Origin of the sequence: Nostoc sp. (assembly GCF_036917775.1) — a bacterium.
In the GTDB taxonomy this organism is placed as follows: domain Bacteria; phylum Cyanobacteriota; class Cyanobacteriia; order Cyanobacteriales; family Nostocaceae; genus Nostoc.
On sequence record NZ_JBALEQ010000027.1, the window covers coordinates 73,181 to 95,910 of the forward strand.

Sequence of the window (22,730 nt, forward strand, 5' to 3'; positions counted from 1 at the left end):
CAATAAAGCTGTTTCTAATTGCAAACCATCGGCAGTAGAGGTGAAAAACGAAAAAAGTTCTAAGTTTACACTCATTAAAACCACTGAATACATCCGTAATACACAACAGGCTTGCTACCTAGAATTTCGGTTGTTTTCTTAACAGTTTCTAACAGTAAAAAGTCAATTATCTGAACCTTGAAAACTAAATAAGAAATGGGCAAGTTCACCAACAAAATCTGTGCCTAAAAACTCAAAGTTTAAGCACAGATTCAATAAATCGGGGTGTAGCTCAATTGGCTAGAGCGTTCCGTTGTCTGCGGAAATGTTGCGGGTTCAAATCCCGTCACCCTGGTTGTAGTCCTGTAGGCGAATAGTTTAAGCCGTCAGTTTCTCAAGCTGAAGACTGCGAGTGCGAATCTCGTCGGGACTCCCAAGTGGTCAGGTAGCCAAGTTGGTAAGGCATTGGTTTGCAAAACCGATTAGCGCGGGTTCAAATCCCGCCCTGACCTCTGGTGCCGCAGCGTAGCTTAACGTAAAGCCCCTGGCTCATAACCGGGTCGATGCGGGTTCAAGTCCCGCCACTGCTACCAAATGCAGGGATGGTGTAACGGTAACATCTCGTGACTCCAAATCCGATGTTCTAGGTTCAAATCCTAGTCCCTGTGTCAGACAATTTTGAATTTTAGGTTTTAAATTTTTTAATCTAAAAATTCTGCAAATTATGCCCCCGTGGACGAATGGTTAAGTCAGTGTTCTTTCAAAGCACAGATGCGAGTTCAATTCTCGTCGGGGGAATGATTATGGGTCGGTGGCCGAGTCTGGTTGAAGGCGACAGTCTGTAAAACTGTTCTTTTTTACACGCAGGTACCCTTCTCTTCGAGACGCTACGCGAACGGGAAGCAAGCTACAAATCCTGCTCGACCCACTATGGAGAGGTGGCTGAGTGGCTGAAAGCGTCCTCCTGCTAAGAGGAAACGGGTAGTTAATATCCGTCGCAGGTTCAAATCCTGTTCTCTCCGTTTTGAGAGTGTGGTGTAACTGGATAACATCTCAGTCTACGAAACTGAAGACGTGAGGGTTCAAATCCCTCCACTCTCGCTCTTTAGATGATCTCTTCTTCTATCCCTCGGTAGCTCAGTTGGTAGTTAGCGCCTGTTTGAAAAACAGGAGGTCGTCGGTTCGATTCCGACCTGGGGGGCTTCGTTGCCTCATAGCTCAATGGTAGAGCAAGCGGTTGTTAACCGCGCGGTTGTAGGTTCGAGTCCTACTGAGGCAGCCAATTATAATTCGTAATTACTACTTCGTAATTCGTAATTAAATAGGGGTTTATACCCACGTTTTTATAAACGGCTTGTATGTTAATCGAGGTTAAAATCACTCTCAGAAAACATAATTATGAATTACGAACTACGAATTACGAATTATCTAATGCCGGGTGGACGAATTGGTAAGTCGCATCGCTCTGAACGATGAGGTTGCAGGTTCAAACCCTGCCCTGGCAATAAAGCCCTGTGGTGTAATTGGCAACATAGCGCCCTTTGAAGGCGAAGATTCCAGGTTCGAGTCCTGGTGGGGCTGCCAAACTCTGCTCTTGTAGCCCAATTGGAAGAGGCTGCCGTCTCAAAAACGGTATGTTGTGGGTACCCTGCGGGAAGCCGCTTTGCGTCTACGATTCCCACCAAGAGTACAAAAATTTGCTCCTGTAGCCCAATTGGAAGAGGTGACAGACTTAAAATCTGTTTGGTTGTGGGTTCGACTCCCACCAGGAGTACCAACGGGATGTAATTCAGCGGCGAGAAGCCATGCTTTGGGAGCATGGAGTCGCAGGTTCGAGTCCTGCCATCCCGATATGCCCCTGTGACGGAACTGGCATACGTGCTGGAATCAGAGTCCAGATTTTGCAGGTTCAAATCCTGTCAGGGGCACTAAGCTCTCGTGGCGGAATGGAAGACGCACTAGACCGAGAATCTAGTTTTTTGCAGGTTCAAATCCTGTCGGGAGTACCAAAATATCTGGGTGTGGCGCAGTTGGGAGCGCGGGAGTTTCGGAAACTCCAGGTCGTAGGTTTACCTTACCACTCAGACTTTGCCCTTGTAGCCCAACGGAAGAGGCGCTTCGCTTAGAACGAAGAGGTTGCTGGTTCAAATCCAGTCAGGGGTATTGGTGAATATGCGGGGATAGAGCAACGGTGGCTCGTCAGGCTCATAACCTGAACATCAGCAGGTTCAACTCCTGCCCCCGTCACCAAAATATAGTGCTGGTGTAGCTCAATTGGCAGAGCAACTGATTTGTAATCAGTAGGTTGCAGGTTCAATTCCTGTTACCAGCTTGATGCGGGTGTGATGTAATCGGTAGCATCTGAGTGCGCCATACTCAGTGCGTGGGTTCAAGTCCCTCCACTCGCTTGCGTAGTCCTGTAGCTTCAACGGTAGAGCAAGTGCCTTACAAGCACGAGGTTGCAGGTTCAATTCCTGCCAGGACTACCAAATCTTGGGAGTGTAGCTCAATGGAATAGAGCTTCGAGTTTCTACCTCGAAAGTTGTGGGTTCGAGTCCTACCACTCCCGGCTAAAAAAGTCAAAAGTTAAAAGTCAAAAGTCAAAAGAATGAATTTAGTATTTCTCTTTCTTTTTAGTTTTTACTTTGCTCTTTTTACTTATTTGATGGGGTCATAGCTCAAATGGCTAGAGCGCCTGCCTTGCAAGCAGGAGGTTATGGGTTCAATTCCCATTGATTCCACTGATGGTATCTGAAGCCAAAGTGGTCGAGGCGCTGGTTTGTGGAACCAGTCATAGCGGGTTCAAGTCCCGTCAGACACCCCTGAATGGAAGATGCCGCTGAATGGACGGCAACTGGTCTTGAAAACCAGGGTATGGGCAACTGTAGGGGTTCGATTCCTCCATCTTCCACCTATCCACTTGGAGCCGAAAAGCGAGGCGCTGTGCTGATAACACAGAAATAGGAGGGGCAGTACCTCCCTGGTGGATTTATATCTAAATGTTGGTATTACAAATCGCACTTGCTCATTTCTTTTTCAAATTAACCAGGGTGGTTGGCATACCGGCTGTGCAGCGGGCTTTTAACCCGCAGAAATAGGTTCGACCCCTATACCACCCACTAAACAATTAAAAATTAAAAATTAAAAATTGCAATCTTTGTTAGCCTTTTGGCAATTGCTAATATGCAACTTGAATGCACGTTGGGTTATGAATAGGAACTAGCGATCGCTAGTTGAGTATGTTGCAATAGTATATCTTGATCCAAAATTTCTATGGGATATTGCGGTGTTACTGCCAGTAGTTTCTCAATTCTTTCTCTGGCTGCTTCCACTACTGATTCGTCTAAATTACCCTTGCTAAGAGAATCGACGAAATCTTCAGCAATCTTATAGGTTCTTTCAATAGATGAAGAGTTGATATTGCGCGAGACGATAAACAGGTCACAGCCTGCATGAAACGATCGCGCCACAGTACCAGCTTTCATAAACATATCTGAGATCGCTTTCATATCCAAGTCGTCAGATACAACCACTCCCTGAAAACCAAGTTGTTCCCTAAGTATGCTTTTGAGGATAGGCTGGGATAGTGTTGCTGGTAAATCTGCATCTATCCTAGGAAATAAAATATGGGCAGTCATGATTAAAGGAATCTGTACTTCGATTAAAGCTTTGAAAGGTACAAGTTCTCGAAGTCGCAGGTCTTCTAAAGTTAAATCCAGTATTGGTAGCTCAATGTGAGAGTCTTTGCTAGTGTCTCCATGTCCGGGGAAGTGCTTGGCGCATCCCAAAATTCCTGATTCTTGAAGTCCAAGGTAGTAATCACGGGCACCTTTTGCGGCGATTTCGGGAGTGTTACCAAAGGCACGAGGCCCGATGACAGGGTTTTGGGGATGGGAAAAAACATCTGCTACAGGAGCCCAAGATAAATTTATTCCCAATGATTTTAGTTCTGTAGCTGTGGCTTTTGCTACTTCACGGGCGTGCGATCGCAACAACAACGCATGAGGAAACCGCGTAATCGGCATTGGTGTGCGAATGACACGACCTCCTTCATGATCCAGAGTCATAAACATTGAATCACGTTCAGCATATTCTCGTATCTGGCTGTTTAAATCCTTGAAGCTTTCTAGCCAAACTTGATATGGAGCGCCATCTAAAAAGTTTTTAGCAAAAAATATCACCCCAATCGGCTTTAATTCACTGAGTACACGTTTATCGTCATCGTTTAGTGTAGTGCCGGAAATACCTAAAATCAGGTGATTTCCAAAGTGTTTTAGCTCTTGTGAACCACTCATAATCTTTTACCTAACTAGAGGTGTTTAATAGCAATCTATAACCAGTACCCTAAATATTTTCTCAGATTTAGATGCACGGATTCTCAAAGAAATCAACTACTTTTGAGATTACCTATTTTCTGTCAAAGGAATTACTTTTATCTTGCTAAATTTTCTGCACCTAAATTTTAGATAAAATACTTGCTAAAACCTATTACCAACAATGGTATTAGTAATTTTGTTGGGCAGTTGTGGGTAGGTAAAATTCCCTTTGATCAAAGTTTTTTGGGGAAGCGATCGCACAATAACCGCCAAATGTAACAGATTGCAACGTATAATGAGAACGATAAAACCGTTAAGAAATATTGAAGGGCATTAGGGTTAAATGCGAGTAGCGATCGCGGGTGCTGGTCTAGCAGGACTTTCCTGCGCGAAATATCTCACGGACGCAGGTCATACTCCCATTGTCTTGGAAAGCCGGGACGTACTGGGTGGTCTGGTTGCGGCGTGGAAAGACTCTGACGGCGACTGGTACGAAACCGGGTTACACGCCTTCTTTGGGGCATATCCTAATATGCTCCAATTGCTCAAGGAGTTGGGCATTGAAGATAGACTCCAGTGGAAAGAGCATACACTGATTTTTAATCAACCAGACAAGCCTGGAACACTCTCACGTTTTGATGTTCCAGATATTCCATCTCCTTTCAACGTCATAGCATCGATTCTTCGCAACAAAGATATGTTGACTTGGGAGCAGAAGATTCGATTTGCCGTTGGCCTACTTCCCGCAGTGGTTCGGGGTCAGAAGTATGTCGAAGAGATGGACAAATATAGCTTCTTAGAGTGGTTGAAAAGGCAAGGTGTTGATGAGCGGGTAACTAGTGACGTTTTTATCGCCGCGTGTAAAGCACTCACCTTTATCAATCCTGATGAAGTTTCCGCAACGATTCTCTTAACTGCACTAAATCGTTTTCTGCAAGAACGATATGGCTCCAAGATTGCATTTTTAGATGGTTCTCCCACAGAACGTCTATGTAGCCCGATTGTAGATTACATCACAGAACGCGGTGGAGAAGTACGGCTAAATGCCCCCTTGAAAGAAATTTTGCTCAACACCGATGGCACGGTGAAAGGATACTTGATTCGAGGGTTAAATGGGGCAGAAGATGAAGTTATTACAGCTGATTCGTATGTATCTGCCATTTCAGTTGATCCTTTAAAGGTCATGTTGCCTAAACCTTGGAAGCTGATGGAGTTTTTTCAAAAGCTAGAAGGTTTAGAAGGAGTACCAGTGATTAACCTCCATCTGTGGTTTGACCGGAAACTTACAGAAATTGATCACCTACTTTTTTCGCGATCGCCCCTCCTAAGCGTTTATGCTGATATGAGCAATACCTGCCGTGAATACGCCAACCCCAATCGCTCAATGCTGGAATTAGTTCTAGCTCCGGCAAAAGATTGGATTGCCAAATCCGATGAGGAGATTGTGGCTGCAACACTTGCTGAATTGGAAAAACTTTTCCCCGACCACTTTGGGGGAGACAATCCAGCAACATTGCTAAAATCTCATGTGGTGAAAACGCCGCGTTCAGTTTACAAAGCGACCCCTGGTCGTCAACAGTACCGTCCCGCACAAGTTACGCCCATTGCCAACTTCTATCTCGCCGGAAGTTATACCATGCAACGCTACTTAGGCAGTATGGAAGGTGCCGTACTTTCTGGTAAGCTGACAGCGCAGGCAATTTCTGAGGCTCTCCCGGTAGCAAATTCCTCAAACCTGCAAACGCTCACCCGACCGCCCGCAACGAATGCTGCAACTGCCTGATTCCCCCCCGCGCATGAAAACGCTGGTCTCTGTAGACGAGTCATACAAACTTTGCCGACATCTCACAGCAAAGTATGCCAAGACTTTTTACCTGGGTACTTTGCTCATGAGTCCGGTAAAACGTCAATCTATTTGGTCAATTTACGCTTGGTGTCGCCGTACAGATGAATTAGTGGATGGGCCCGCATCTGCTATTACCACGCCAGAAACCCTAGACCTATGGGAACAGCAGCTGGAATCGATTTTTGCGGGACGACCATTAGAAAATTACGATGTCGCTTTAGTTGATACCCTCCAGCGCTTTCCGATGGACATTCAGCCCTTTCGGGATATGATTGCCGGTCAGCGTATGGACTTATATCGCAGTCGTTATGAAACCTTTGAGGATTTATACCTCTACTGTTACCGCGTTGCTGGCACTGTTGGCTTAATGTCAACAGAAGTCATGGGTGTAGATAGCACCCTATACACCGCTCCGTGGCATCAGAACAAACAACCATATCTTCCCACAGAAGAAGCGATCGCTCTGGGAATTGCCAATCAACTCACCAACATCCTGCGGGATGTGGGAGAAGATGCCAAACGGGGGCGAATCTACATTCCCCTTGAGGACTTGGAAAAATTCAACTACACCGAGCAAGACTTCTTCAAAGGTGTGGTAGATGATCGCTGGCGGGCGCTGATGCGCTTTCAAATTGAACGGGCCCGCCAATTCTATACCACCTCAAACCAGGGAATAACTTATCTAGCATCCGATGCCCGTTGGCCTGTATGGGCAGCATCAATGCTGTACGGTCAGATTTTGGAGGTGATTGAACGCAACGATTACGATGTGTTCAGTCGGCGGGCTTTCGTTCCCCAGTGGAAAAAGTTACGCACCTTGCCCTTAGCTTGGATGCGATCGCAAGTTCTTTAAAAAATTAGTCATTTGTCCCTAGTCCCTAGTCCTTAGTCTTTTATAAATGACTAATAACCAATGACAAACGACAAATGACTATTGACTCTTACTAGCAAGTCTGGTAACATTGATATTCGTGAGTCAGGAGAGGTGGCTGAGTGGTCGAAAGCGGCAGATTGCTAATCTGTTGTACGGCAGGCAACTCCGTACCGAGGGTTCGAATCCCTCCCTCTCCGTTTTCCAGGTTTTAATACACAGAAAATCTTCTGTGTAAACTAAATATAGGCGTAAACATTTCTACTCCCAAAGATGGATGATATGATTTATCCTTTGGAGTCTTGATAAGATCCAACTAACTTACAAACTTAGTTTGAATCTTAATTTTAGGCTCCTAAATATTTGAGGAGTGAAAGTGATTTATGAGAAAAATTAGTGCCGCCTTAACCTTGAGTCTAGCTGCCATAGCAACAGGATTCCTAGTTGGGGCTTGTGGTGATAGTAGTACCCCCAATGGTACAGCTACCACAGGAAGTAGTGCGACCCCAGCAGCAAACTCAACTACAACAAGCAGTGATAAAGGGTTAAAAATTGGTTCTCTGTTACCGACAACAGGCGACTTGGCTTCTGTCGGACAACAGATGCTAGGTTCTGTCCCTTTACTTGTGGATACCGTCAACGCCTGCGGTGGGGTGAATGGCGAACCAGTTACCTTGGTGCAAGTAGACGACCAAACCGATCCCAGAGCGGGTGCAGCTGGTATGACCAAACTAGCAACTTTAGATAAAGTAGCAGGTGTAGTTGGTTCCTTTGCCAGTAGCGTCTCTAGTGCCGCAGTTTCCATTGCCACGCCGAATAAAGTTATGCTGGTTTCCCCAGGTAGTACCAGTCCTGTCTTTACTGAAAAAGCCCAAAAAGGCGACTACAAAGGCTTTTGGGCGCGTACTGCTCCCCCTGATACCTACCAAGCACTAGCATTAGCCCAACTTGCCAGAAAAAAAGGTTTCAAGCGAGTTTCTACAGTTGTGATTAATAACGACTATGGTGTTGGCTTTGAAAAAGCATTTGTACAAACTTTTGAAAAATTGGGTGGAACTATAGTTAATAAGGATAAGCCTGTTCGTTACGACCCGAAAGCACAGACATTTGATACAGAAGCGGCTGCTGCTTTTGCTGGTAAACCAGATGCAGTCCTAGCTGTACTGTACGCTGAAACGGGTAGTCTGTTCCTGAAAGCCGCCTATCAGCAAGGTGTGACAAAGGGAGTACAAATTTTGCTGACAGATGGAGTGAAATCACCTACTTTCCCAGAACAAGTTGGCAAAGATGGTGATAAATATATTTTAACTGGAGCGATCGGTACAGTACCCGGTTCCGATGGTAAAGCACTAGAAGCTTTCAACAAACTGTGGAAGGATAAAAAGGGTAATGAACCAGGGGAATACGCCCCTCAAGCTTGGGATGCGGCTGCTTTATTGACATTGGCAGCACAAGCGGCTAAAGAAAATACAGGCGTTGGAATAGCCGGCAAAATTCGTGAAGTCGCTGATGGCCCTGGCACAGAAGTTACTGATGTCTGCGAGGGACTGAAGTTACTGAAAGATGGTAAAAAGATTAACTATCAAGGAGCTAGCGGCAACGTAGATGTTGATGCTAACGGCGATGTCGTTGGTGTATACGACGTTTGGACAGTAGGAGACGATGGTAAAATCAAGGTAATTGACAAAGTTACCCCTAAGTAGAAAGTCAGGAATTAGGAGTTAAGAGTTATGAATGAAATATTAACTCTTAACTCCTAACTCATAACTCTTATAACCCAGTGAAGTTGTAACCAACTCCTAACAATAAGCCAACATCAGTTTGATCGAAAAATCCTGCATTGACAGAGGCTGTTGCTGTGAATTGAGGAGTTAGAGGCACATCAATGCCACCAGATACCAAAAAGGCAAATTGCGAATCATCACCAGTTTTGTAAGCTGCACCTACTCCAACGTAAGGTGCGATCGCTAACGGTTCGCTAAAAGCATCTGCTGATTTGAAGGTAAAATCGTAGGTGATCGGAAGCAAAATTGTCGTGTTGTCGCCAAATACGGCTGAAGGACGTACCGATATAGAATTTGTCAGTCCGACTTTACTAACTACTGCAAAGTTACCATCGCCCAAAGACGAGCTACCATCTCCACTCAAACCAATGTTAGCAGCAACGCCAATATAGCTACTGCCACCACGGGTTGTTCTGCCTAAATCAATATCCGATTGTGCCACTTTGGTAGCAGATGGTTGAGCAGTCGTTTGAGAAGTCGGTTGTACAAACTCAGAGGCGAGGCTCGCAGATGAGGTTGCCACTGTGCCTGGAACTGGTGTAGACGTTGCACTGCCATTTTCCTGTATTACAGGGTTCTGGCTCTGCTGTACCTCAGCTAAATTTGTGGCTGTAAATGTTTCAGTTGTCTCTGTAGAGAGATTTTGGCTTACAGTGGCTAGTTCTGTACTAAACTCATTGGGAGACGCTACGGTTGCAGAAGAGTCAGTTAATGCCTGATTGCTTACCTTGTCTACTGTTTGGGCACTTGCAGATAAGCCGCTACTCAGAACTACAAGAGCAGCTATACCTGGCAACCAAAAAACACCTTTACGAAGAAAAATAGTATTCACGTTCACTCCTAAAACAACATTGCCATGAAAAATAAAGGTTTTTGTTGATTTAACTCAACAAATCCGGGCAATACTCAAAATTTAACACCAAAAAATCGGATTTTACTTCCTGATGCTGCCGAATTTATCTCTGGATTTATCTATAGTGCTAGCGCATCGCAAAGCTGAGATGGTGCGTTAACCTACCGCATAACACACCCTAAAAAACTAGGTTTTTAGGAATTGTGTGTACAAGGGAAGGGGAGAATTCTAGGCAGTTATGACTACAGGAAAAGGGCTTTCCGTCGAGTATGCTTGTTCTATTTACGCCATCCAGGACTATGAATTGCAGTTTGTAACGAAAAAAGCAAATTGTGAAGCAATGTTACGAAGTTTGCAAAAATATTTAGAAATTGTCTACAAAGCAAACATGGTTCTAACGTAGAACCTATATAGGAGAGACTTGAGGCAAATGTGATGAGCGGAAATAATATTCAAAAGTATCGGTTTGTCTGTACGCTGACTTTTGGTGATATCTACGGTCAAATAATTGTTTGGTTAATTACAATTACCCTAAGTTTGGCATCTGCCTTGGCGCTGATGGGTGCCAAGCGTCCTGTGTACGCTTTAGCAACTGCGGGTTTGGTCGTTCTGCTATCGCTACCTTTCTTGTTGTTTGCGTTTGTCACGACCTTGTTAAATCATATTGAAGTTAGTCCTGTAGGGCCGGGAACTAAAATGGAACCCATACCAGGTAATGTGTCTCAGCAACAACCTGTGCAAGCAGCTAGCTAAAGAGTTAAGAATGAAGACCTAACTCTTCACTTTTAATTTAAAAATTTGTAATAACATCCCTGTCTATAGGCAGGGAATTTTTTTGTAGAGATGCCACGGCGATCGCAGCAATGCACTGCCTGATTAATCACATCTCTACAATAGAACAGCAGTGCTTTGCAATCAGGGGGCTAATTATGCTGGAACACGATGTAATTATTGTTGGGGGTGGATTGGCGGGATGTCGTGCGGCGGTGGAAATTGCCCGTACTGACCCTAGTTTAAATATTGCTGTGGTTGCGAAAACCCACCCAATTCGCTCCCATTCGGTAGCGGCTCAAGGTGGTATGGCTGCGTCGCTAAAAAATGTTGATTCCCAAGATAGTTGGGAAGCACATGCTTTTGATACTGTCAAGGGTTCTGATTATTTGGCAGACCAAGATGCTGTGGCAATTCTCACCCAAGAAGCGCCAGATGTGGTAATTGATTTGGAACATCTAGGCGTTTTGTTCTCTCGCTTACCCGATGGTCGCATTGCCCAACGAGCTTTTGGCGGACATTCCCACAACCGCACTTGTTATGCTGCCGATAAGACCGGTCACGCGATTTTGCACGAATTGGTTAACAATTTGCGGCGTTATGGGGTGCAAGTTTATGAAGAATGGTATGTAATGCGTCTCATTTTGGAAGAGAATGAGGCCAAAGGTGTGGTGATGTTCCATCTTTTGGATGGACATATAGAGGTGGTGCGAGCCAAGGCGGTGATGTTTGCCACTGGGGGCTATGGTCGCGTTTATAATACTACCTCTAATGATTACGCTTCTTCAGGTGATGGTTTAGCAATGACTGCGATCGCAGGTTTGCCCCTCGAAGATATGGAATTTGTGCAATTTCATCCCACTGGTTTATATCCCGTAGGGGTGCTGATTTCAGAAGCGGTACGGGGTGAAGGGGCGTATTTGATTAATAGTGAAGGCGATCGCTTTATGGCGAATTATGCACCCAGCCGTATGGAATTGGCTCCTCGTGATATTACCTCACGCGCGATCGCTTATGAAATTCGCGCCGGTCGTGGTATTCATCTCGACGGTAGCGCTGGTGGTCCCTTTGTCTATTTGGATTTACGCCATTTGGGTAAAGAAAAAATTATGAGTCGCGTCCCATTCTGTTGGGAAGAAGCGCATCGTTTAGTGGGCGTTGACGCGGTAACTCAACCGATGCCAGTCCGCCCGACAATTCACTATTGTATGGGTGGTATTCCAGTTAACACTGATGGGCAAGTCCGCAGTAGTGGTGATGGCTTAGTTGATGCTTTCTTTGCGGCTGGCGAGACATCTTGTGTTTCCGTACATGGTGCAAATCGCCTTGGTAGTAACTCTCTGTTGGAATGTGTCGTTTATGGCAAGAGAACTGGGGCTGCGATCGCCAAATTTGTCCAAAAACGGAAGCTGCCCTCTGTAGATGAACAACGCTATGTAACTCAAGCCCAGCAAGAAATCCAATCTTTGCTAGAACAACCAGGAGAGTATCGCATTAACCAAGTTCGTCAAGCCTTCCAGGATTGCATGACTGAGTACTGTGGCGTTTTCCGCACAGAGGCATTAATGAGTGAAGGGTTGCACAAACTAGAAGAAATACAACAGCGATATCCGCAAATTTATTTAGATGATAAAGGTTGTTGCTGGAATACAGAACTTGTGGAAGCTTTGGAATTGCGAAGTTTGATGATAGTGGGACAGACTATTTTGGCATCAGCCCTAAATCGCCAAGAAAGTCGTGGCGCACACTTCCGCGAAGATTATTCTGAGCGAGATGATGCTAACTTTCTAAAACACACAATGGCTTACTATTCACCAGCCGGAATTGACATTCAATATCGTCCGGTGGCGATTACTATGTTTGAGCCAAAAGAGCGGAAGTATTAGGAAAAAGTAAATTTATATGGAAAATCGAGGTGACTACAAGATTTTGTCCACCTCGATTAAAAATATGAAATGATTAATTTATCAATCGGAACCTAATTGTTTCTGAATCACAGCTATTATCTTTTCTTCCCAAGCTGGATCATTTAATTGTATTGCAGCATCACGATGACGAGATTTTCGTCTATCCATGTAAGCATAAAAGGCTTCCTTATCATCCTTGTGGGTGAGAAAGTAACTCTTTAGCTCTTGGTCGCTCATTGCTGTATAGTTTACCTGATTCATAGTTCTTACCATCTGATGTAATTTCTAGCTCTATTTCTTCATTTTGTCCATCTACTATATATCTATATATATGTATATGTATATAATGATCTTTCATCTTAATCCCATGATATGAGTCGGCTAGAACAGTTTCATGACATTAAAACCCTTGCATCAAGCAGGGTTGATATATGAATCTAGGGATCGAGTAATAGACTGAATCGACTCTACAAAGCTTGCAAAGGAAGAATCGCTGTATTCAGGATTCCAACTGAGATTACCTTTCTCACCGGGATATGCTGCTCCCTCTTTGTCACGCCACTCGAAGTATATTTCAATTGGCATTTTCAAATTCTTCATTAAGTGCAAAGTGTTACGCCACGCTAGATTTGAATCTACACCTTGTATCGAAATGTTTACCTTTGGCAAATAGTGAAAACCAGAGCTAATTTTTTCACCCTGAACGACATGAGATAGAGTTAGTTTGATCAAATCCTCTACAGAAGAAAGTCCTTGTACAATAGCAAGTTCATGCGCTGTATCAAGGATTTTGTTCCAGTTCGGTTGATGAATTTCCTGACCATCAATTACGGCTCGCAGCACTCTAGTATGGCGCAAATTGATTACAGCATCAGGTTCAATAACTGTATAAAGTTCGGTTTCAGAATCTTGCTGAGGCTGGTAACGTGCCTCATATTCATTCAATAACTTCTCAATAACAGTGATGGGTGTATCCTCGAAAGGCACAGCCAGAGCTTGGAGCCTTTTATAAATGGGATCAGGTATTCTGATAACTGGCATCATAATATATGCTTGTATGTACACTCTATTTATATAAATGTAACACATATATATAACCGCACCCGCCACATAACCTCATGCCAACACAGAAACAATCGGATACAGCGATATTCGTTTGTCAGTTACTTTCTAATCTGTTTCTCTTAGAGAAACTCAATCGAACTGAGTGAGAAGCGATCGCCAAGCATAACAGAGGTGGTGACTCAGTGATGTAAAATCCTGAAGAGAGAAAAAGGTGATTAACAGAGTCTGAATAGCAATGGTACAGGATAGGAAGTCAACGGTTATAATCACAGGTGCCTCTTCAGGGGTTGGTTTGTACGCTGCCAAAGCTCTTGCTGAAAGGGGATGGTACGTAGTGATGGCCTGTAGGGATGTAGCCAAAGCTCAACTTGCAGCCCAATCTGTGGGAATCCCGCATCAGGGCAGCTACACTATCATGCATATCGATCTTGGCTCTTTAGAAAGCGTTCGGCAATTTGTGAATAACTTTCGAGCAAGCGGAAACTCCCTAGATGCTTTGGTGTGCAACGCCGCAATTTATATGCCCTTAATAAAGGAGCCTTTACGCAGTCCAGAAGGTTATGAGTTAACTGTCACCACAAATCACCTGGGACATTTCCTTTTGTGCAACCTGATGCTAGAGGATCTAAAGAAGTCATCTTCAGAGCCAAGGCTCGTAATTTTGGGAACTGTCACCCACAATCCAGACGAACTGGGTGGGAAGATTCCGCCGCGTCCAGACTTGGGCGATTTGCAGGGCTTTGCAGAAGGGTTTAAAGAGCCAATCTCAATGATTGATGGCAAGAAATTTGAACCAGTTAAAGCTTATAAAGACAGCAAGGTTTGTAACGTGCTGACGATGCGGGAACTGCATCAGCGCTATCACGAATCAACTGGTATCGTCTTCAACTCTCTCTACCCGGGATGTGTTGCAGAAACGCCACTATTTAGAAACCACTATCCCCTATTTCAGAAAATCTTCCCATTATTCCAGAAGTACATCACTAAGGGATATGTGTCTCAGGAGTTGGCGGGAGAAAGAGTTGCGGCAGTGGTTGCCGATCCTGAGTACAATCAATCCGGTGTGTATTGGAGTTGGGGAAATCGCCAGAAAGAAGATGGTAAATCCTTTGTTCAAAAGGTTTCTCCTCAAGCCCGCGATGACGATAAAGGCGATCGCTTATGGCAACTAAGTGCTAAGTTGGTCGGACTGGCTTGATGGGATAGAATTTGGCTTTAACCTTGGACATAATTTATCTATTTATCAATCCACTTTTTTGAATAAATGAGCATTATGTCCAAGCTAAAAATGCTTAAGGTGACTTAATAATCACCTTTGAATTAATTAATAACTTTGTTCAATTGCCACTTTTTTGTGTAAGCTATAACTCTGAACATAATCTTCAGTAAAAGTAAAGAAGATTAATTATATAATTAGTTATGAATTGGCGAAAAGTGCATTTATCCATAGGGTGATTAAGAATTGCGATCGCGTTAATTTGTCTCTATTGCATATAGAATTTTAGAGAATAGCCATATCACAATGCTTCCTAGATTAGGATTTCCAGTCAAAAAATATTCCCTACTAAAGGCTGGTAGATTTGCGCCCCTAATAGATTGGCTTTATATCTTTATATAAAGAAAGTTAAAGAAAGAATTCAGAATCAATTAATACGAGGATTCAGTACTGCCATTGAAGACCACTAAAGTAGAGAATCTTAAACCCTTTGATTTATTTGCTAGTTGCTTAACCTTCTTGTTAATTAACGCTCCTGAGTTCTAAGTTCTTTGTTGATAAAATTCAACATCATTACTGAGGCTGTTTAATTGTAAAAAAGCGAAGCTAAGGCATTCGGCGATCGCATATTTGCAAGCAAGAAACAGGATCATCAACTAACCCCTGATTTCGCTTGTGATTTTTATCCAAAGGTTTAAGGAAAAACGGTTATGGCAGCACAAGAAGCATCGATTAGCCTCGTCAAAGATATAAATACTGGTGGAGTTTCCTCTAATCCGCAAAATTTGACCAATGTCAATGGCACGCTCTACTTCGTTGCCATTGACAGCAGTGGTGGCTATGAACTGTGGAAAAGTGATGGCACCGAAGCTGATACCGTTATTGTTAAGGATATTTTCTCTGGTACGGGTAGCTCAACTCCGCAAAATCTGACCAATGTCAACGGCATACTTTACTTTAGAGCCATCGACAGCAGTGGTGGCTCTGAACTATGGAAAAGTGATGGTACGGAATCTGGTACTGTTCGCGTCAAGGATATTTTCTCTGGTACTGGTAGCTCAATTCCGCAAAATTTGACCAATATCAACGGCACACTTTACTTCAGTGCTACTGATAGCAGTGGTGGCTGTGAACTGTGGAAAAGCGATGGTACGGAATCTGGTACTGTTCGCGTCAAGGATATTTTCTCTGGTACTGGTAGCTCTTACGCGCAAAATCTGACCAATGTCAACGGTACACTTTACTTCAGTGCCGCTGATAGCAGTGGTGGCTATGAACTATGGAAGAGTGATGGTACAGAATCTGGTACTGTTCGCGTCAAGGATATCTTCTCTGGTATTAGTAGCTCAAATCCGCAAAATCTGACTAATGTCAACGGCACATTGTACTTCAGGACCATCGACAGCAGTGGTGGCTATGAACTATGGAAGAGTGATGGCACTGAGGCTGGTACTGTCCGCGTCAAGGATATCTTCTCTGGTACGGGTAGCTCAAATCCACAAAATCTGACCAATGTCAACGGTACACTGTACTTCAGTGCCACCGACAGTAGTGGGGGAACTGAACTGTGGAAGAGTGATGGTACTGAGGCTGGTACTGTTTGCGTCAAGGATATTTTCTCTGGTACTGGTAGCTCTTACGCGCAAAATCTGACCAATGTCAACGGCACACTGTACTTTAGTGCTATCGACAGCAGTGGAGGAACTGAACTGTGGAAAAGTGATGGTACTGAAGCTGGTACTGTCCGCGTCAAAGATATTTTCTCTGGTACGGGTAGCTCCTATCCTAACTCTCTGACCAATGTCGACGGTACGCTGTATTTCAGTGCTACTGACGGCAATGGCGGCAATGAACTATGGAAGAGTGATGGTACAGAATCTGGTACTGTCCGCGTCAAAGATATCTTCTCTGGCAGTATTAGCTCCTATCCTAACTCTCTGACCAATGTCAACGGTACGCTCTATTTCAGAGCTACTAACAGCAGTGAAGGTAGTGAACTGTGGAAGAGTGATGGTACAGAATCTGGTACTGTCCGCGTTAAAGATATTAATACTGCCACAGTCTCTTCTGAACCGTATTTTCTGACAAATGTCAATGACACGCTGTACTTTAGAGCCACCGACGGCAGTGGAGGCAATGAATTATGGAAAAGTGATGGCACCGAAGTTGGTACTGTCCGCGTCAAGGATATCTTCTCTGGTACGGGTAGCTCTAATCCGCAAAATTTGACAAATGTCAATGACACGCTGTACTTTAGTGCCTCCGACAGCACTGGAGGCAATGAACTATGGAAAAGTGATGGCACCGAAGTTGGTACTGTCCGCGTCAAGGATATCTTCTCTGGTACGGGTGGCTCTGACCCTAATTTTCTAACAAATATCAACGGCACGCTGTACTTCGTTGCCACCGACAGCAGTGGGGGTCGAGAACTATGGAAGAGTGATGGTACGGAATCTGGTACTGTCCGCGTCAAGGATATTGTCACTGGTACTGGTAGCTCAACTCCGCAAAATCTGACCAATGTCAACGGCACACTGTACTTTAGTGCTACCGACAGCAGTGGAGGCCGGGAACTGTGGAAGAGTGATGGTACAGAATCTGGTACTGTCCGCGTTAAGGATATCTTCTCTGGTACGGGTAGCTCTTACGCGCAAAATCTGACCAATATTAATGGCACGTTGTACTTCGTTGCAACCGACAATAATGGCGGCAATGAACTGTGGAAGAGTGATGGTACGGAATCTGGTACTGTCCGCGTCAAGGATATTGTCTTTGGTACGGGTAGCTCAAATCCGCAAAATCTGACCAATGTCAATGGCACGCTGTACTTCAGTGCTATCGATAGCAGTGGAGACAATGAACTATGGAAGAGTGATGGCACTGAAGCTGGTACTGTTTGCGTCAAGGATATTTTCTCTGGTATTGGTAGCTCAAATCCGCAAAATCTGACCAATGTCAACGGTACACTGTACTTCAGAGGTACTGACAGGAGTGGGGGCAATGAACTGTGGAAGAGCGATGGCACTGAGGCTGGTACTGTCTGCGTCAAGGATATCTTCTCTGGTATTGGTAGCTCAAATCCGCAAAATCTGACCAATGTCAACGGTACACTGTACTTCAGTGCCTCCGACAGCAGTGGGGGAACTGAACTGTGGAAGAGTGATGGCACTGAGGCTGGTACCGTCTGCGTCAAGGATATGTTCTCTGGCACAAGTAGCTCTTACCCTAACAACCTCACTTACATTAATGGCAAGCTCTACTTTTTTGCAGACAATGGGAACACTGGGCAAGAACTTTTTCAGCTTGACCTGAACAATACTCCCAGTGACCTGAGCCTAAGTACCACTAGTATTGACGAGAATGTTCCTGCCAACACAGTAATTGGCAACTTTAGCACCACTGACGCTGATTCAGACGACACCCACACTTACACTTTAGTTTCAGGTATAGACAGCACCGATAACAGCGTCTTCACAATTGTAGGTAACGAGTTACAAATTAACGTCTCACCCGACTACGAAACCAAGAATAGCTACAACATCCGTTTACGCACTACAGATCAGGGCGGTTTATTCTACGAGGAAGCGATCGCAATCGTAGTCAATGATATTAACGATACCCCAAACGATGTACTCATCGGTGCAAGTGGTCAAGATAGTTTCAAGCTGACTTATCCCCTGACTGGAGGCTATGATATCATCACTGATTTTACTGTTGGAGATGATACTGTCTTAGTTTCCAAAGCAGAATTTGGACTGGGGCAATCTCAGGATATAATACTTGATCCGAGCTTATTCCAATTTGGGACTAGTAGTCTGGCAAGTCAAGAATGCTGGGTAACACAGTCGGGTATAATCGCTCCATCTTTCTCCGTGCATCAGTAGTTTTAAAGCGCCAATTTACACTTAATATTAGCCGGACGAGAAATAACACTGACAGGAGGAAAAGAAAAATCTTATCTGAATAAATTGGGTAATTTATTTGTTGGAAGTCCCTAAACTATAGCGGTTATCAGTTGTGTGTAATACAGACCTAACCCCAGCCTCTTCCCTACTAGTGTTGGGGAGTAAGATTCAAAGCCTTCTCTTAAAAGAATAGAGGTCAAACTGTATTGCTTCCATTCGAGAACCGCTATAAAGTTGTTATCTTTTAACTCTTAACTTTTTTGATACCGCATTCCTGGTAGTTGCGAAACTAAACCCATAAGTTCCAACTGCAACAAAGCGCCGGAAACTGATCCAGCAGCCATATCGCTTTGTTGGACAATAAAATCAAAGGGCAAAGCTTCACTTGCGAGAGCTTCCGGCACACCTGCGGTGAACGCATCCATTACCCTTTGCAATTCTGGCGATAAAGTTGGCATTAACTTTTCTGGCGCTGTGAAAACCTCCACTGCATCAATTTGTGGGATTGCTCCCAGCATTGTTAATAGTTCATCTAATTCCTTGACAATTAAAGAAGCTCCCTGACTAAGTAACTTTAAGCACCCTTGAGATGGATGATCGTCCACTCTTCCAGGTAAAGCATAGACATCTCTGCCAAATTCATTTGCATAGGTAGCAGTAATTAACGCACCGGATTTTAATGGCGCTTCTATTACTAGGATGGCGCGGCTTAAACCTGCAATAATCCGGTTGCGGCGGGGAAAGTGCGTGCGATCTGGTGGAGTTTTTGTGGGGTACTCACTTACAACTAAACCAGCCGTCAAAATTTGCTTGTACAAATCTCGATTTTTATGTGGATAGATGACATCTACGCCAGTTCCTAAAACTGCAATCGTCCGTCCACCTGCTTTCATAGCGGCGCTGTGGCTTTCGGTGTCAATTCCCTCTGCCATCCCAGAAACAACTGTAAAGCCATTTTTTGCCAAAGCTGTACTAATTTGGCGAGTCCAACGAATACCGTATTCTGAGGGTTGGCGGGTGCCGACAATCCCAACCATCGGTTTTTGTCCGAGATTTTCTTGCAGTTCGACTTCACCACGATAGTACAAAATCGGCGGTGGACTGGGAGTTTCTAGCAGTAAGCGGGGATAATCTGTATCTGCTGGTGTCCAGAAATGGGAGTTTTCCTGCTGGTGCTTGGTGAATAGTTGTTCTGGGTGCAAACGCGATCGCTGTTGTACTACTTTTTCTAGTGTCTGAAAACCCAAACCCTCTACTTCTCCTAACTGTACCTTGGTAGCGTTCCAAGCTGTTGCTAGCGTGCCAAAATGCTGTTGCAGCCGTCGCAGTAATACCGGGCCAATTCCCGAAATTTGCGCCCAAGCTATCCAATATGCGCCTTCTTCTACCACAGTTTCATCCTCACACCCACTGGATTGAGTATTCCCAAATTGGGGTTGTTTGTTGATGTGGGGATAGGGGTTAAGGCAAGAGACACGATGAATCGCCGTCTCTACAAAGAAATCATGCTTCTTCTTTCCCAATTCCCCTTGACTTTTGACTCTTGACTCTTGACTATTAACTATTGACTATCTATTTTCTGATCTTCTGTGATGAAATATTTTTATCGTCTTTTAATAAGCCTATCTGGGTGCTTAATATTTTTACTGGTGCATAGTGGCCTTGGTTTATTGCCTAGTTTGGCAGCCGAGAAAGTTACTGTCAGATACGGATTGTTTGAGCAATCGATCCCGGTGGCAGATATACGCAACTATGGCGAGACTCAAAAGGCTTCTAGCGATTTGCAATCTTTTCTAGATTACCTTAGCGCTAAGGAAAAACAGAAGTTCCAAGAAGCCCTTCAAGTGAAAATGTCGCTTGATATTGTGGCTTTAGATAAGCTGATAAATACAGGAATGGGTAAGCAAATTTTATCTTTTGCTTCTGGGGCGATCGCCCGTCGCGATCAAGCCAGTATACAAGCCCTACGTTCTGCCATTATCATCGGAGCAAAATCACCAGAAGGTCTAGGATTAATCAGTTTTCTAGAAGCATATCCTAGTAATCAACTAGTTGTTGATGTGTCAAAAATTTCTAAGCTAGTTGGACTGGCAAATTCCTCTTCTAATTCTGCTGATGCACCACCAAAAGACAATGTAAGTTCTTCACCTTTTGGAAAAATTGCACTGCAATATCAAATACTCGCCGCCCAAGATAAACAGTTTTCAGGTTGCTTATTTGGCGATTCTATTTCGGCGGGGCTTGGTAATACCCTTGGGAGCGGCACTTTTAATTTTGGGTTAAATGGTCTGAGTACAATCTCTTTACTAGAACAGCTAAAAAGTTTAATTCCTACTAAAGTTAAATGCGAAAAAGCTATTATTGCTGTAGGTGGCAATGATGCTTGGTATGGAATTAGTGATGAGTTATTTAGCAAAAATCTCCAAGAGGCGATCGCACTTGTCAGAACAATGGGAAATAAAGAGATTTTTCTGATTCCGGCTTTTTATTCAACAGTTGCAGCCAGCTTAGATCCAACTGTATCAGCTCCGCTTCCTAGAGTTGAACAAATTAATGTTCTGATTAATCAAGTCGCTGAAAAAGAAAAAGTGCCAGTTGCAGCAGCAGGACTAGCACCATTGTATGAGAATAATGTTCTTAAAGAGAATTTGACGAGTGATGGCGACCATCTCAATGTTGAAGGTCTAAAAATTTATCGACAAGCATTATTACAAATTCTGGAAAAATAATATAATGTCGTCTAATTTACCCTAGTAAAACCACCTACCAAAGTTACATTTATCTAAACATAATTCGTAGTTCGTAACTCAAAATTACGAATTACGAATTACTTACTGTTAGGATTTCCAATTCAAAAACCGCGCATAAATATAAGCGATGCCTTCATCAAGAATTGTCCGCACACCTTGGCTAGAAACCCACCATTTGTTTGGATCATAATCATGAGTTTTAGCTGCGATCGCACCAACTTGGACTTTAGGTGTAAGTATTTTTCTAAATATAAACCAACTCCTGCGGGTATGAACATCCAAAGAAAAAACATTAACTGATTGTAGCTTTAAATTGGAATCGGATAGCCAACGATAAAATTCAGCAGCAGATGCATAACTACGATCCTTGATTACCGTTGGTGTCGGAACAGCTACTACCTTCTCTGATTCTAAACCGAGTTTCTCGAAGGTAGCGGCTGATACTTCTGCAAAACTTTTGTATTCGCTAAGATAATTTCCTCTTTCTATCGATCCTCCTGTAGTAATTACTAGATTATAAGAACCGTTTTTAAATTCAGTTAAAGCTTGTTGTATGGCATAATCTGGTAGCCATCCTTCAACAACTAATACTTCTGCTGATTTGATCGGGGAAGTCACGGCGAGAAATGAGTGTACATGAGTAATAGCGAAAAATATTAAATAAGCAATCAAAGCGATCGCAATCGCCCACCCCTGAGCCGTAAGTGTCCACATTTCTTGGCGTTTTATTAGTTTGATTTTTAGAAAGTTTTTACGCCGACGGTTTTTTGCCTGCATTAAATTTTAGCTAGACGTTGTTCTTCCAAGTAAGTAAATACAGATTTATCTCCAATATCAGCAGGAATTGCTTGCACTGTCTTTCGCAGGGCAAATACCAAAAACAACGTTGCCCAAATTCCTAATAAAACACTTTCGCCCTGAGTTGGTAAAATTCCTACCAAATGTCCTAATAACAGTAGCGGTACTATTAGGGTTAATACTTTAGTTTCTAAGCGATTGAAGCAAAAAGCCTCTTTAAAATAAATCCCTGTCAAAGCAACGAAGATAAAACCAACCCCAAATAAGGTAAGAGGCTGATTGTAAACAGTCAGAGCTAAAGGTTCAGTACTAGAGATTGCCAGAATAACTGATGCCATACTACCGATTGCCCAAAAAATTTGCAACATTCGATGCAGTGATGCCATGTAGATATGAATGGTAAATAAACTTACACCAAGAGCAAGACTAAAACAAGCATATAAAGGTGTAAGTGCAGTGACAATCGGGTTATTGTTGAACAAAATCAAAGCGCTGCCTATAGCAAAGCTGACTGCTGCTACCATTAAGCCAGCGCGGTAGATAATTACGCCAGTGCGATCGCTCTGAGTAATTGTAAATTCCCCAAACTGACCTTGATAAACTTCTGGTGGAGGTAGTGTTTCTGTAGTCATAGTTAAAAATATTGTTACGATTTACTAATAGAGTACA

General features: G+C 43.7%; 16 protein-coding genes and 29 tRNA genes. 38 read left to right on the top strand and 7 right to left on the bottom strand.

From position 1 onward, the window contains the following. The first annotated feature begins 260 nt into the window (after window positions 1-260). The 29 genes from V7K69_RS05075 to V7K69_RS05215 all read left to right on the top strand — a co-directional run bounded on the left by V7K69_RS05075 (window position 261) and on the right by V7K69_RS05215 (window position 3,098). Window positions 261-334: transfer RNA gene (locus tag V7K69_RS05075), tRNA-Asp, on the top strand. A 4-nt stretch (window positions 335-338) separates the two neighbouring features. Beyond that, window positions 339-415, top strand: a tRNA-Glu gene (locus V7K69_RS05080). 3 nt (window positions 416-418) lie between these two features. Beyond that, window positions 419-491: transfer RNA gene (locus tag V7K69_RS05085), tRNA-Cys, on the top strand. A gap of 7 nt (window positions 492-498) precedes the next feature. Continuing rightward, a tRNA-Ile gene (locus V7K69_RS05090) sits at window positions 499-572 on the top strand. A 3-nt stretch (window positions 573-575) separates the two neighbouring features. Then, window positions 576-647, top strand: a tRNA-Trp gene (locus tag V7K69_RS05095). Window positions 648-706: 59 nt separating this feature from the next. Beyond that, window positions 707-777, top strand: a tRNA-Glu gene (locus tag V7K69_RS05100). A gap of 7 nt (window positions 778-784) precedes the next feature. After that, window positions 785-907 (top strand) — tRNA-Tyr (locus tag V7K69_RS05105). 4 nt (window positions 908-911) lie between these two features. Continuing rightward, a tRNA-Ser gene (locus V7K69_RS05110) sits at window positions 912-1,001 on the top strand. A gap of 4 nt (window positions 1,002-1,005) precedes the next feature. Next, a tRNA-Arg gene (locus tag V7K69_RS05115) sits at window positions 1,006-1,080 on the top strand. A gap of 25 nt (window positions 1,081-1,105) precedes the next feature. Further along, a tRNA-Phe gene (locus tag V7K69_RS05120) sits at window positions 1,106-1,180 on the top strand. Window positions 1,181-1,186: 6 nt separating this feature from the next. Next, window positions 1,187-1,261, top strand: a tRNA-Asn gene (locus V7K69_RS05125). Window positions 1,262-1,411: 150 nt separating this feature from the next. Beyond that, a tRNA-Gln gene (locus tag V7K69_RS05130) sits at window positions 1,412-1,484 on the top strand. Between the two features lie 3 nt (window positions 1,485-1,487). Continuing rightward, a tRNA-Gln gene (locus V7K69_RS05135) sits at window positions 1,488-1,563 on the top strand. Between the two features lie 6 nt (window positions 1,564-1,569). Continuing rightward, window positions 1,570-1,669: transfer RNA gene (locus tag V7K69_RS05140), tRNA-Leu, on the top strand. Between the two features lie 9 nt (window positions 1,670-1,678). Continuing rightward, window positions 1,679-1,756, top strand: a tRNA-Leu gene (locus V7K69_RS05145). Between the two features lies 1 nt (window position 1,757). Next, window positions 1,758-1,830 (top strand) — tRNA-Pro (locus V7K69_RS05150). Between the two features lie 3 nt (window positions 1,831-1,833). Then, window positions 1,834-1,907: transfer RNA gene (locus V7K69_RS05155), tRNA-Leu, on the top strand. A 4-nt stretch (window positions 1,908-1,911) separates the two neighbouring features. Continuing rightward, window positions 1,912-1,988 (top strand) — tRNA-Leu (locus V7K69_RS05160). Next, window positions 1,959-2,105: a hypothetical protein gene (locus V7K69_RS05165; protein ID WP_335032011.1), complete on the top strand. Its 147-nt coding sequence runs from the start codon at window positions 1,959-1,961 to the stop codon at window positions 2,103-2,105. Before V7K69_RS05160 ends, V7K69_RS05165 begins: the two co-directional genes overlap by 30 nt. Beyond that, a tRNA-Leu gene (locus tag V7K69_RS05170) sits at window positions 2,070-2,142 on the top strand. The genes V7K69_RS05165 and V7K69_RS05170 overlap by 36 nt, the downstream gene beginning before the upstream one ends. Before the next feature lie 10 nt (window positions 2,143-2,152). After that, window positions 2,153-2,229 (top strand) — tRNA-Met (locus V7K69_RS05175). 9 nt (window positions 2,230-2,238) lie between these two features. Beyond that, window positions 2,239-2,311: transfer RNA gene (locus V7K69_RS05180), tRNA-Thr, on the top strand. A gap of 4 nt (window positions 2,312-2,315) precedes the next feature. Further along, window positions 2,316-2,387 (top strand) — tRNA-Gly (locus tag V7K69_RS05185). 5 nt (window positions 2,388-2,392) lie between these two features. After that, window positions 2,393-2,468 (top strand) — tRNA-Val (locus V7K69_RS05190). Between the two features lie 6 nt (window positions 2,469-2,474). Then, window positions 2,475-2,548, top strand: a tRNA-Arg gene (locus tag V7K69_RS05195). 98 nt (window positions 2,549-2,646) lie between these two features. After that, window positions 2,647-2,720: transfer RNA gene (locus tag V7K69_RS05200), tRNA-Ala, on the top strand. Between the two features lie 5 nt (window positions 2,721-2,725). Next, window positions 2,726-2,801 (top strand) — tRNA-His (locus V7K69_RS05205). 6 nt (window positions 2,802-2,807) lie between these two features. After that, window positions 2,808-2,890: transfer RNA gene (locus V7K69_RS05210), tRNA-OTHER, on the top strand. Window positions 2,891-3,027: 137 nt separating this feature from the next. Beyond that, a tRNA-Lys gene (locus V7K69_RS05215) sits at window positions 3,028-3,098 on the top strand. Window positions 3,099-3,185: 87 nt separating this feature from the next. Here V7K69_RS05215 and nagZ read toward each other — a convergent pair. Then, complete coding sequence (nagZ, locus tag V7K69_RS05220) at window positions 3,186-4,274, bottom strand: beta-N-acetylhexosaminidase (protein ID WP_335032013.1); 1,089 nt, start codon at window positions 4,272-4,274, stop codon at window positions 3,186-3,188. Between the two features lie 364 nt (window positions 4,275-4,638). Between nagZ and pds the strand changes: the two genes are divergently transcribed. From pds to V7K69_RS05240, 4 genes are all read left to right on the top strand, one after another. Next, window positions 4,639-6,078: a 15-cis-phytoene desaturase gene (pds, locus tag V7K69_RS05225; protein ID WP_335032014.1), complete on the top strand. Its 1,440-nt coding sequence runs from the start codon at window positions 4,639-4,641 to the stop codon at window positions 6,076-6,078. Further along, window positions 6,062-6,994 (top strand): 15-cis-phytoene synthase CrtB, encoded by a 933-nt coding sequence (crtB, locus tag V7K69_RS05230; protein WP_012409300.1) that lies wholly within the window; start codon window positions 6,062-6,064, stop codon window positions 6,992-6,994. The genes pds and crtB overlap by 17 nt, the downstream gene beginning before the upstream one ends. 126 nt (window positions 6,995-7,120) lie before the next feature. Continuing rightward, window positions 7,121-7,212, top strand: a tRNA-Ser gene (locus V7K69_RS05235). A gap of 183 nt (window positions 7,213-7,395) precedes the next feature. Continuing rightward, window positions 7,396-8,715: an ABC transporter substrate-binding protein gene (locus V7K69_RS05240; protein ID WP_335032016.1), complete on the top strand. Its 1,320-nt coding sequence runs from the start codon at window positions 7,396-7,398 to the stop codon at window positions 8,713-8,715. A gap of 67 nt (window positions 8,716-8,782) precedes the next feature. Here the strand turns inward: V7K69_RS05240 and V7K69_RS05245 are convergent, their stop codons facing one another. Continuing rightward, entirely contained in the window at window positions 8,783-9,628 is an 846-nt protein-coding gene (locus V7K69_RS05245) for a hypothetical protein (RefSeq protein ID WP_335032018.1), read from the bottom strand. A gap of 456 nt (window positions 9,629-10,084) precedes the next feature. Here V7K69_RS05245 and V7K69_RS05250 point away from each other — a divergent pair, with 456 nt between their 5' ends. Together V7K69_RS05250 and V7K69_RS05255 are read left to right on the top strand one after the other, a co-directional pair. Continuing rightward, a complete protein-coding gene (locus V7K69_RS05250) occupies window positions 10,085-10,402 on the top strand; it encodes a hypothetical protein (RefSeq protein ID WP_012409297.1) in 318 nt (105 codons plus the stop codon). Between the two features lie 176 nt (window positions 10,403-10,578). Then, window positions 10,579-12,306 (top strand): succinate dehydrogenase/fumarate reductase flavoprotein subunit, encoded by a 1,728-nt coding sequence (locus V7K69_RS05255; protein ID WP_335032020.1) that lies wholly within the window; start codon window positions 10,579-10,581, stop codon window positions 12,304-12,306. 81 nt (window positions 12,307-12,387) lie between these two features. Here the strand turns inward: V7K69_RS05255 and V7K69_RS05260 are convergent, their stop codons facing one another. Both V7K69_RS05260 and V7K69_RS05265 read right to left on the bottom strand, forming a co-directional pair. Beyond that, on the bottom strand, window positions 12,388-12,588 hold the full coding sequence (locus tag V7K69_RS05260; RefSeq protein ID WP_012409295.1) for a DUF6887 family protein: 201 nt from the start codon (window positions 12,586-12,588) through the stop codon (window positions 12,388-12,390). A gap of 153 nt (window positions 12,589-12,741) precedes the next feature. Beyond that, window positions 12,742-13,371: a T4SS efffector SepA family protein gene (locus V7K69_RS05265; protein ID WP_335032024.1), complete on the bottom strand. Its 630-nt coding sequence runs from the start codon at window positions 13,369-13,371 to the stop codon at window positions 12,742-12,744. 256 nt (window positions 13,372-13,627) lie between these two features. Here V7K69_RS05265 and V7K69_RS05270 point away from each other — a divergent pair, with 256 nt between their 5' ends. Next, window positions 13,628-14,590: a protochlorophyllide reductase gene (locus tag V7K69_RS05270; protein ID WP_335032026.1), complete on the top strand. Its 963-nt coding sequence runs from the start codon at window positions 13,628-13,630 to the stop codon at window positions 14,588-14,590. A gap of 728 nt (window positions 14,591-15,318) precedes the next feature. Then, the gene (locus tag V7K69_RS05275; protein ID WP_335032028.1) at window positions 15,319-18,492 is read left to right on the top strand and encodes an ELWxxDGT repeat protein; all 3,174 of its coding nucleotides are present in this window, start codon (window positions 15,319-15,321) and stop codon (window positions 18,490-18,492) included. Between the two features lie 272 nt (window positions 18,493-18,764). Here the strand turns inward: V7K69_RS05275 and dprA are convergent, their stop codons facing one another. Further along, window positions 18,765-19,904, bottom strand: a complete 1,140-nt coding sequence (dprA, locus tag V7K69_RS05280) for a DNA-processing protein DprA (protein WP_335032066.1) — start codon at window positions 19,902-19,904, stop codon at window positions 18,765-18,767. Window positions 19,905-20,162: 258 nt separating this feature from the next. Between dprA and V7K69_RS05285 the strand changes: the two genes are divergently transcribed. Beyond that, a complete protein-coding gene (locus V7K69_RS05285) occupies window positions 20,163-21,242 on the top strand; it encodes an alpha/beta hydrolase (protein ID WP_335032030.1) in 1,080 nt (359 codons plus the stop codon). Between the two features lie 108 nt (window positions 21,243-21,350). Here the strand turns inward: V7K69_RS05285 and V7K69_RS05290 are convergent, their stop codons facing one another. Together V7K69_RS05290 and V7K69_RS05295 are read right to left on the bottom strand one after the other, a co-directional pair. Then, the gene (locus tag V7K69_RS05290) at window positions 21,351-22,040 is read right to left on the bottom strand and encodes an ElyC/SanA/YdcF family protein (protein ID WP_335032032.1); all 690 of its coding nucleotides are present in this window, start codon (window positions 22,038-22,040) and stop codon (window positions 21,351-21,353) included. Beyond that, window positions 22,040-22,693: a DUF2301 domain-containing membrane protein gene (locus V7K69_RS05295; protein WP_335032034.1), complete on the bottom strand. Its 654-nt coding sequence runs from the start codon at window positions 22,691-22,693 to the stop codon at window positions 22,040-22,042. Before V7K69_RS05295 ends, V7K69_RS05290 begins: the two co-directional genes overlap by 1 nt. Window positions 22,694-22,730 lie beyond the last annotated feature (37 nt).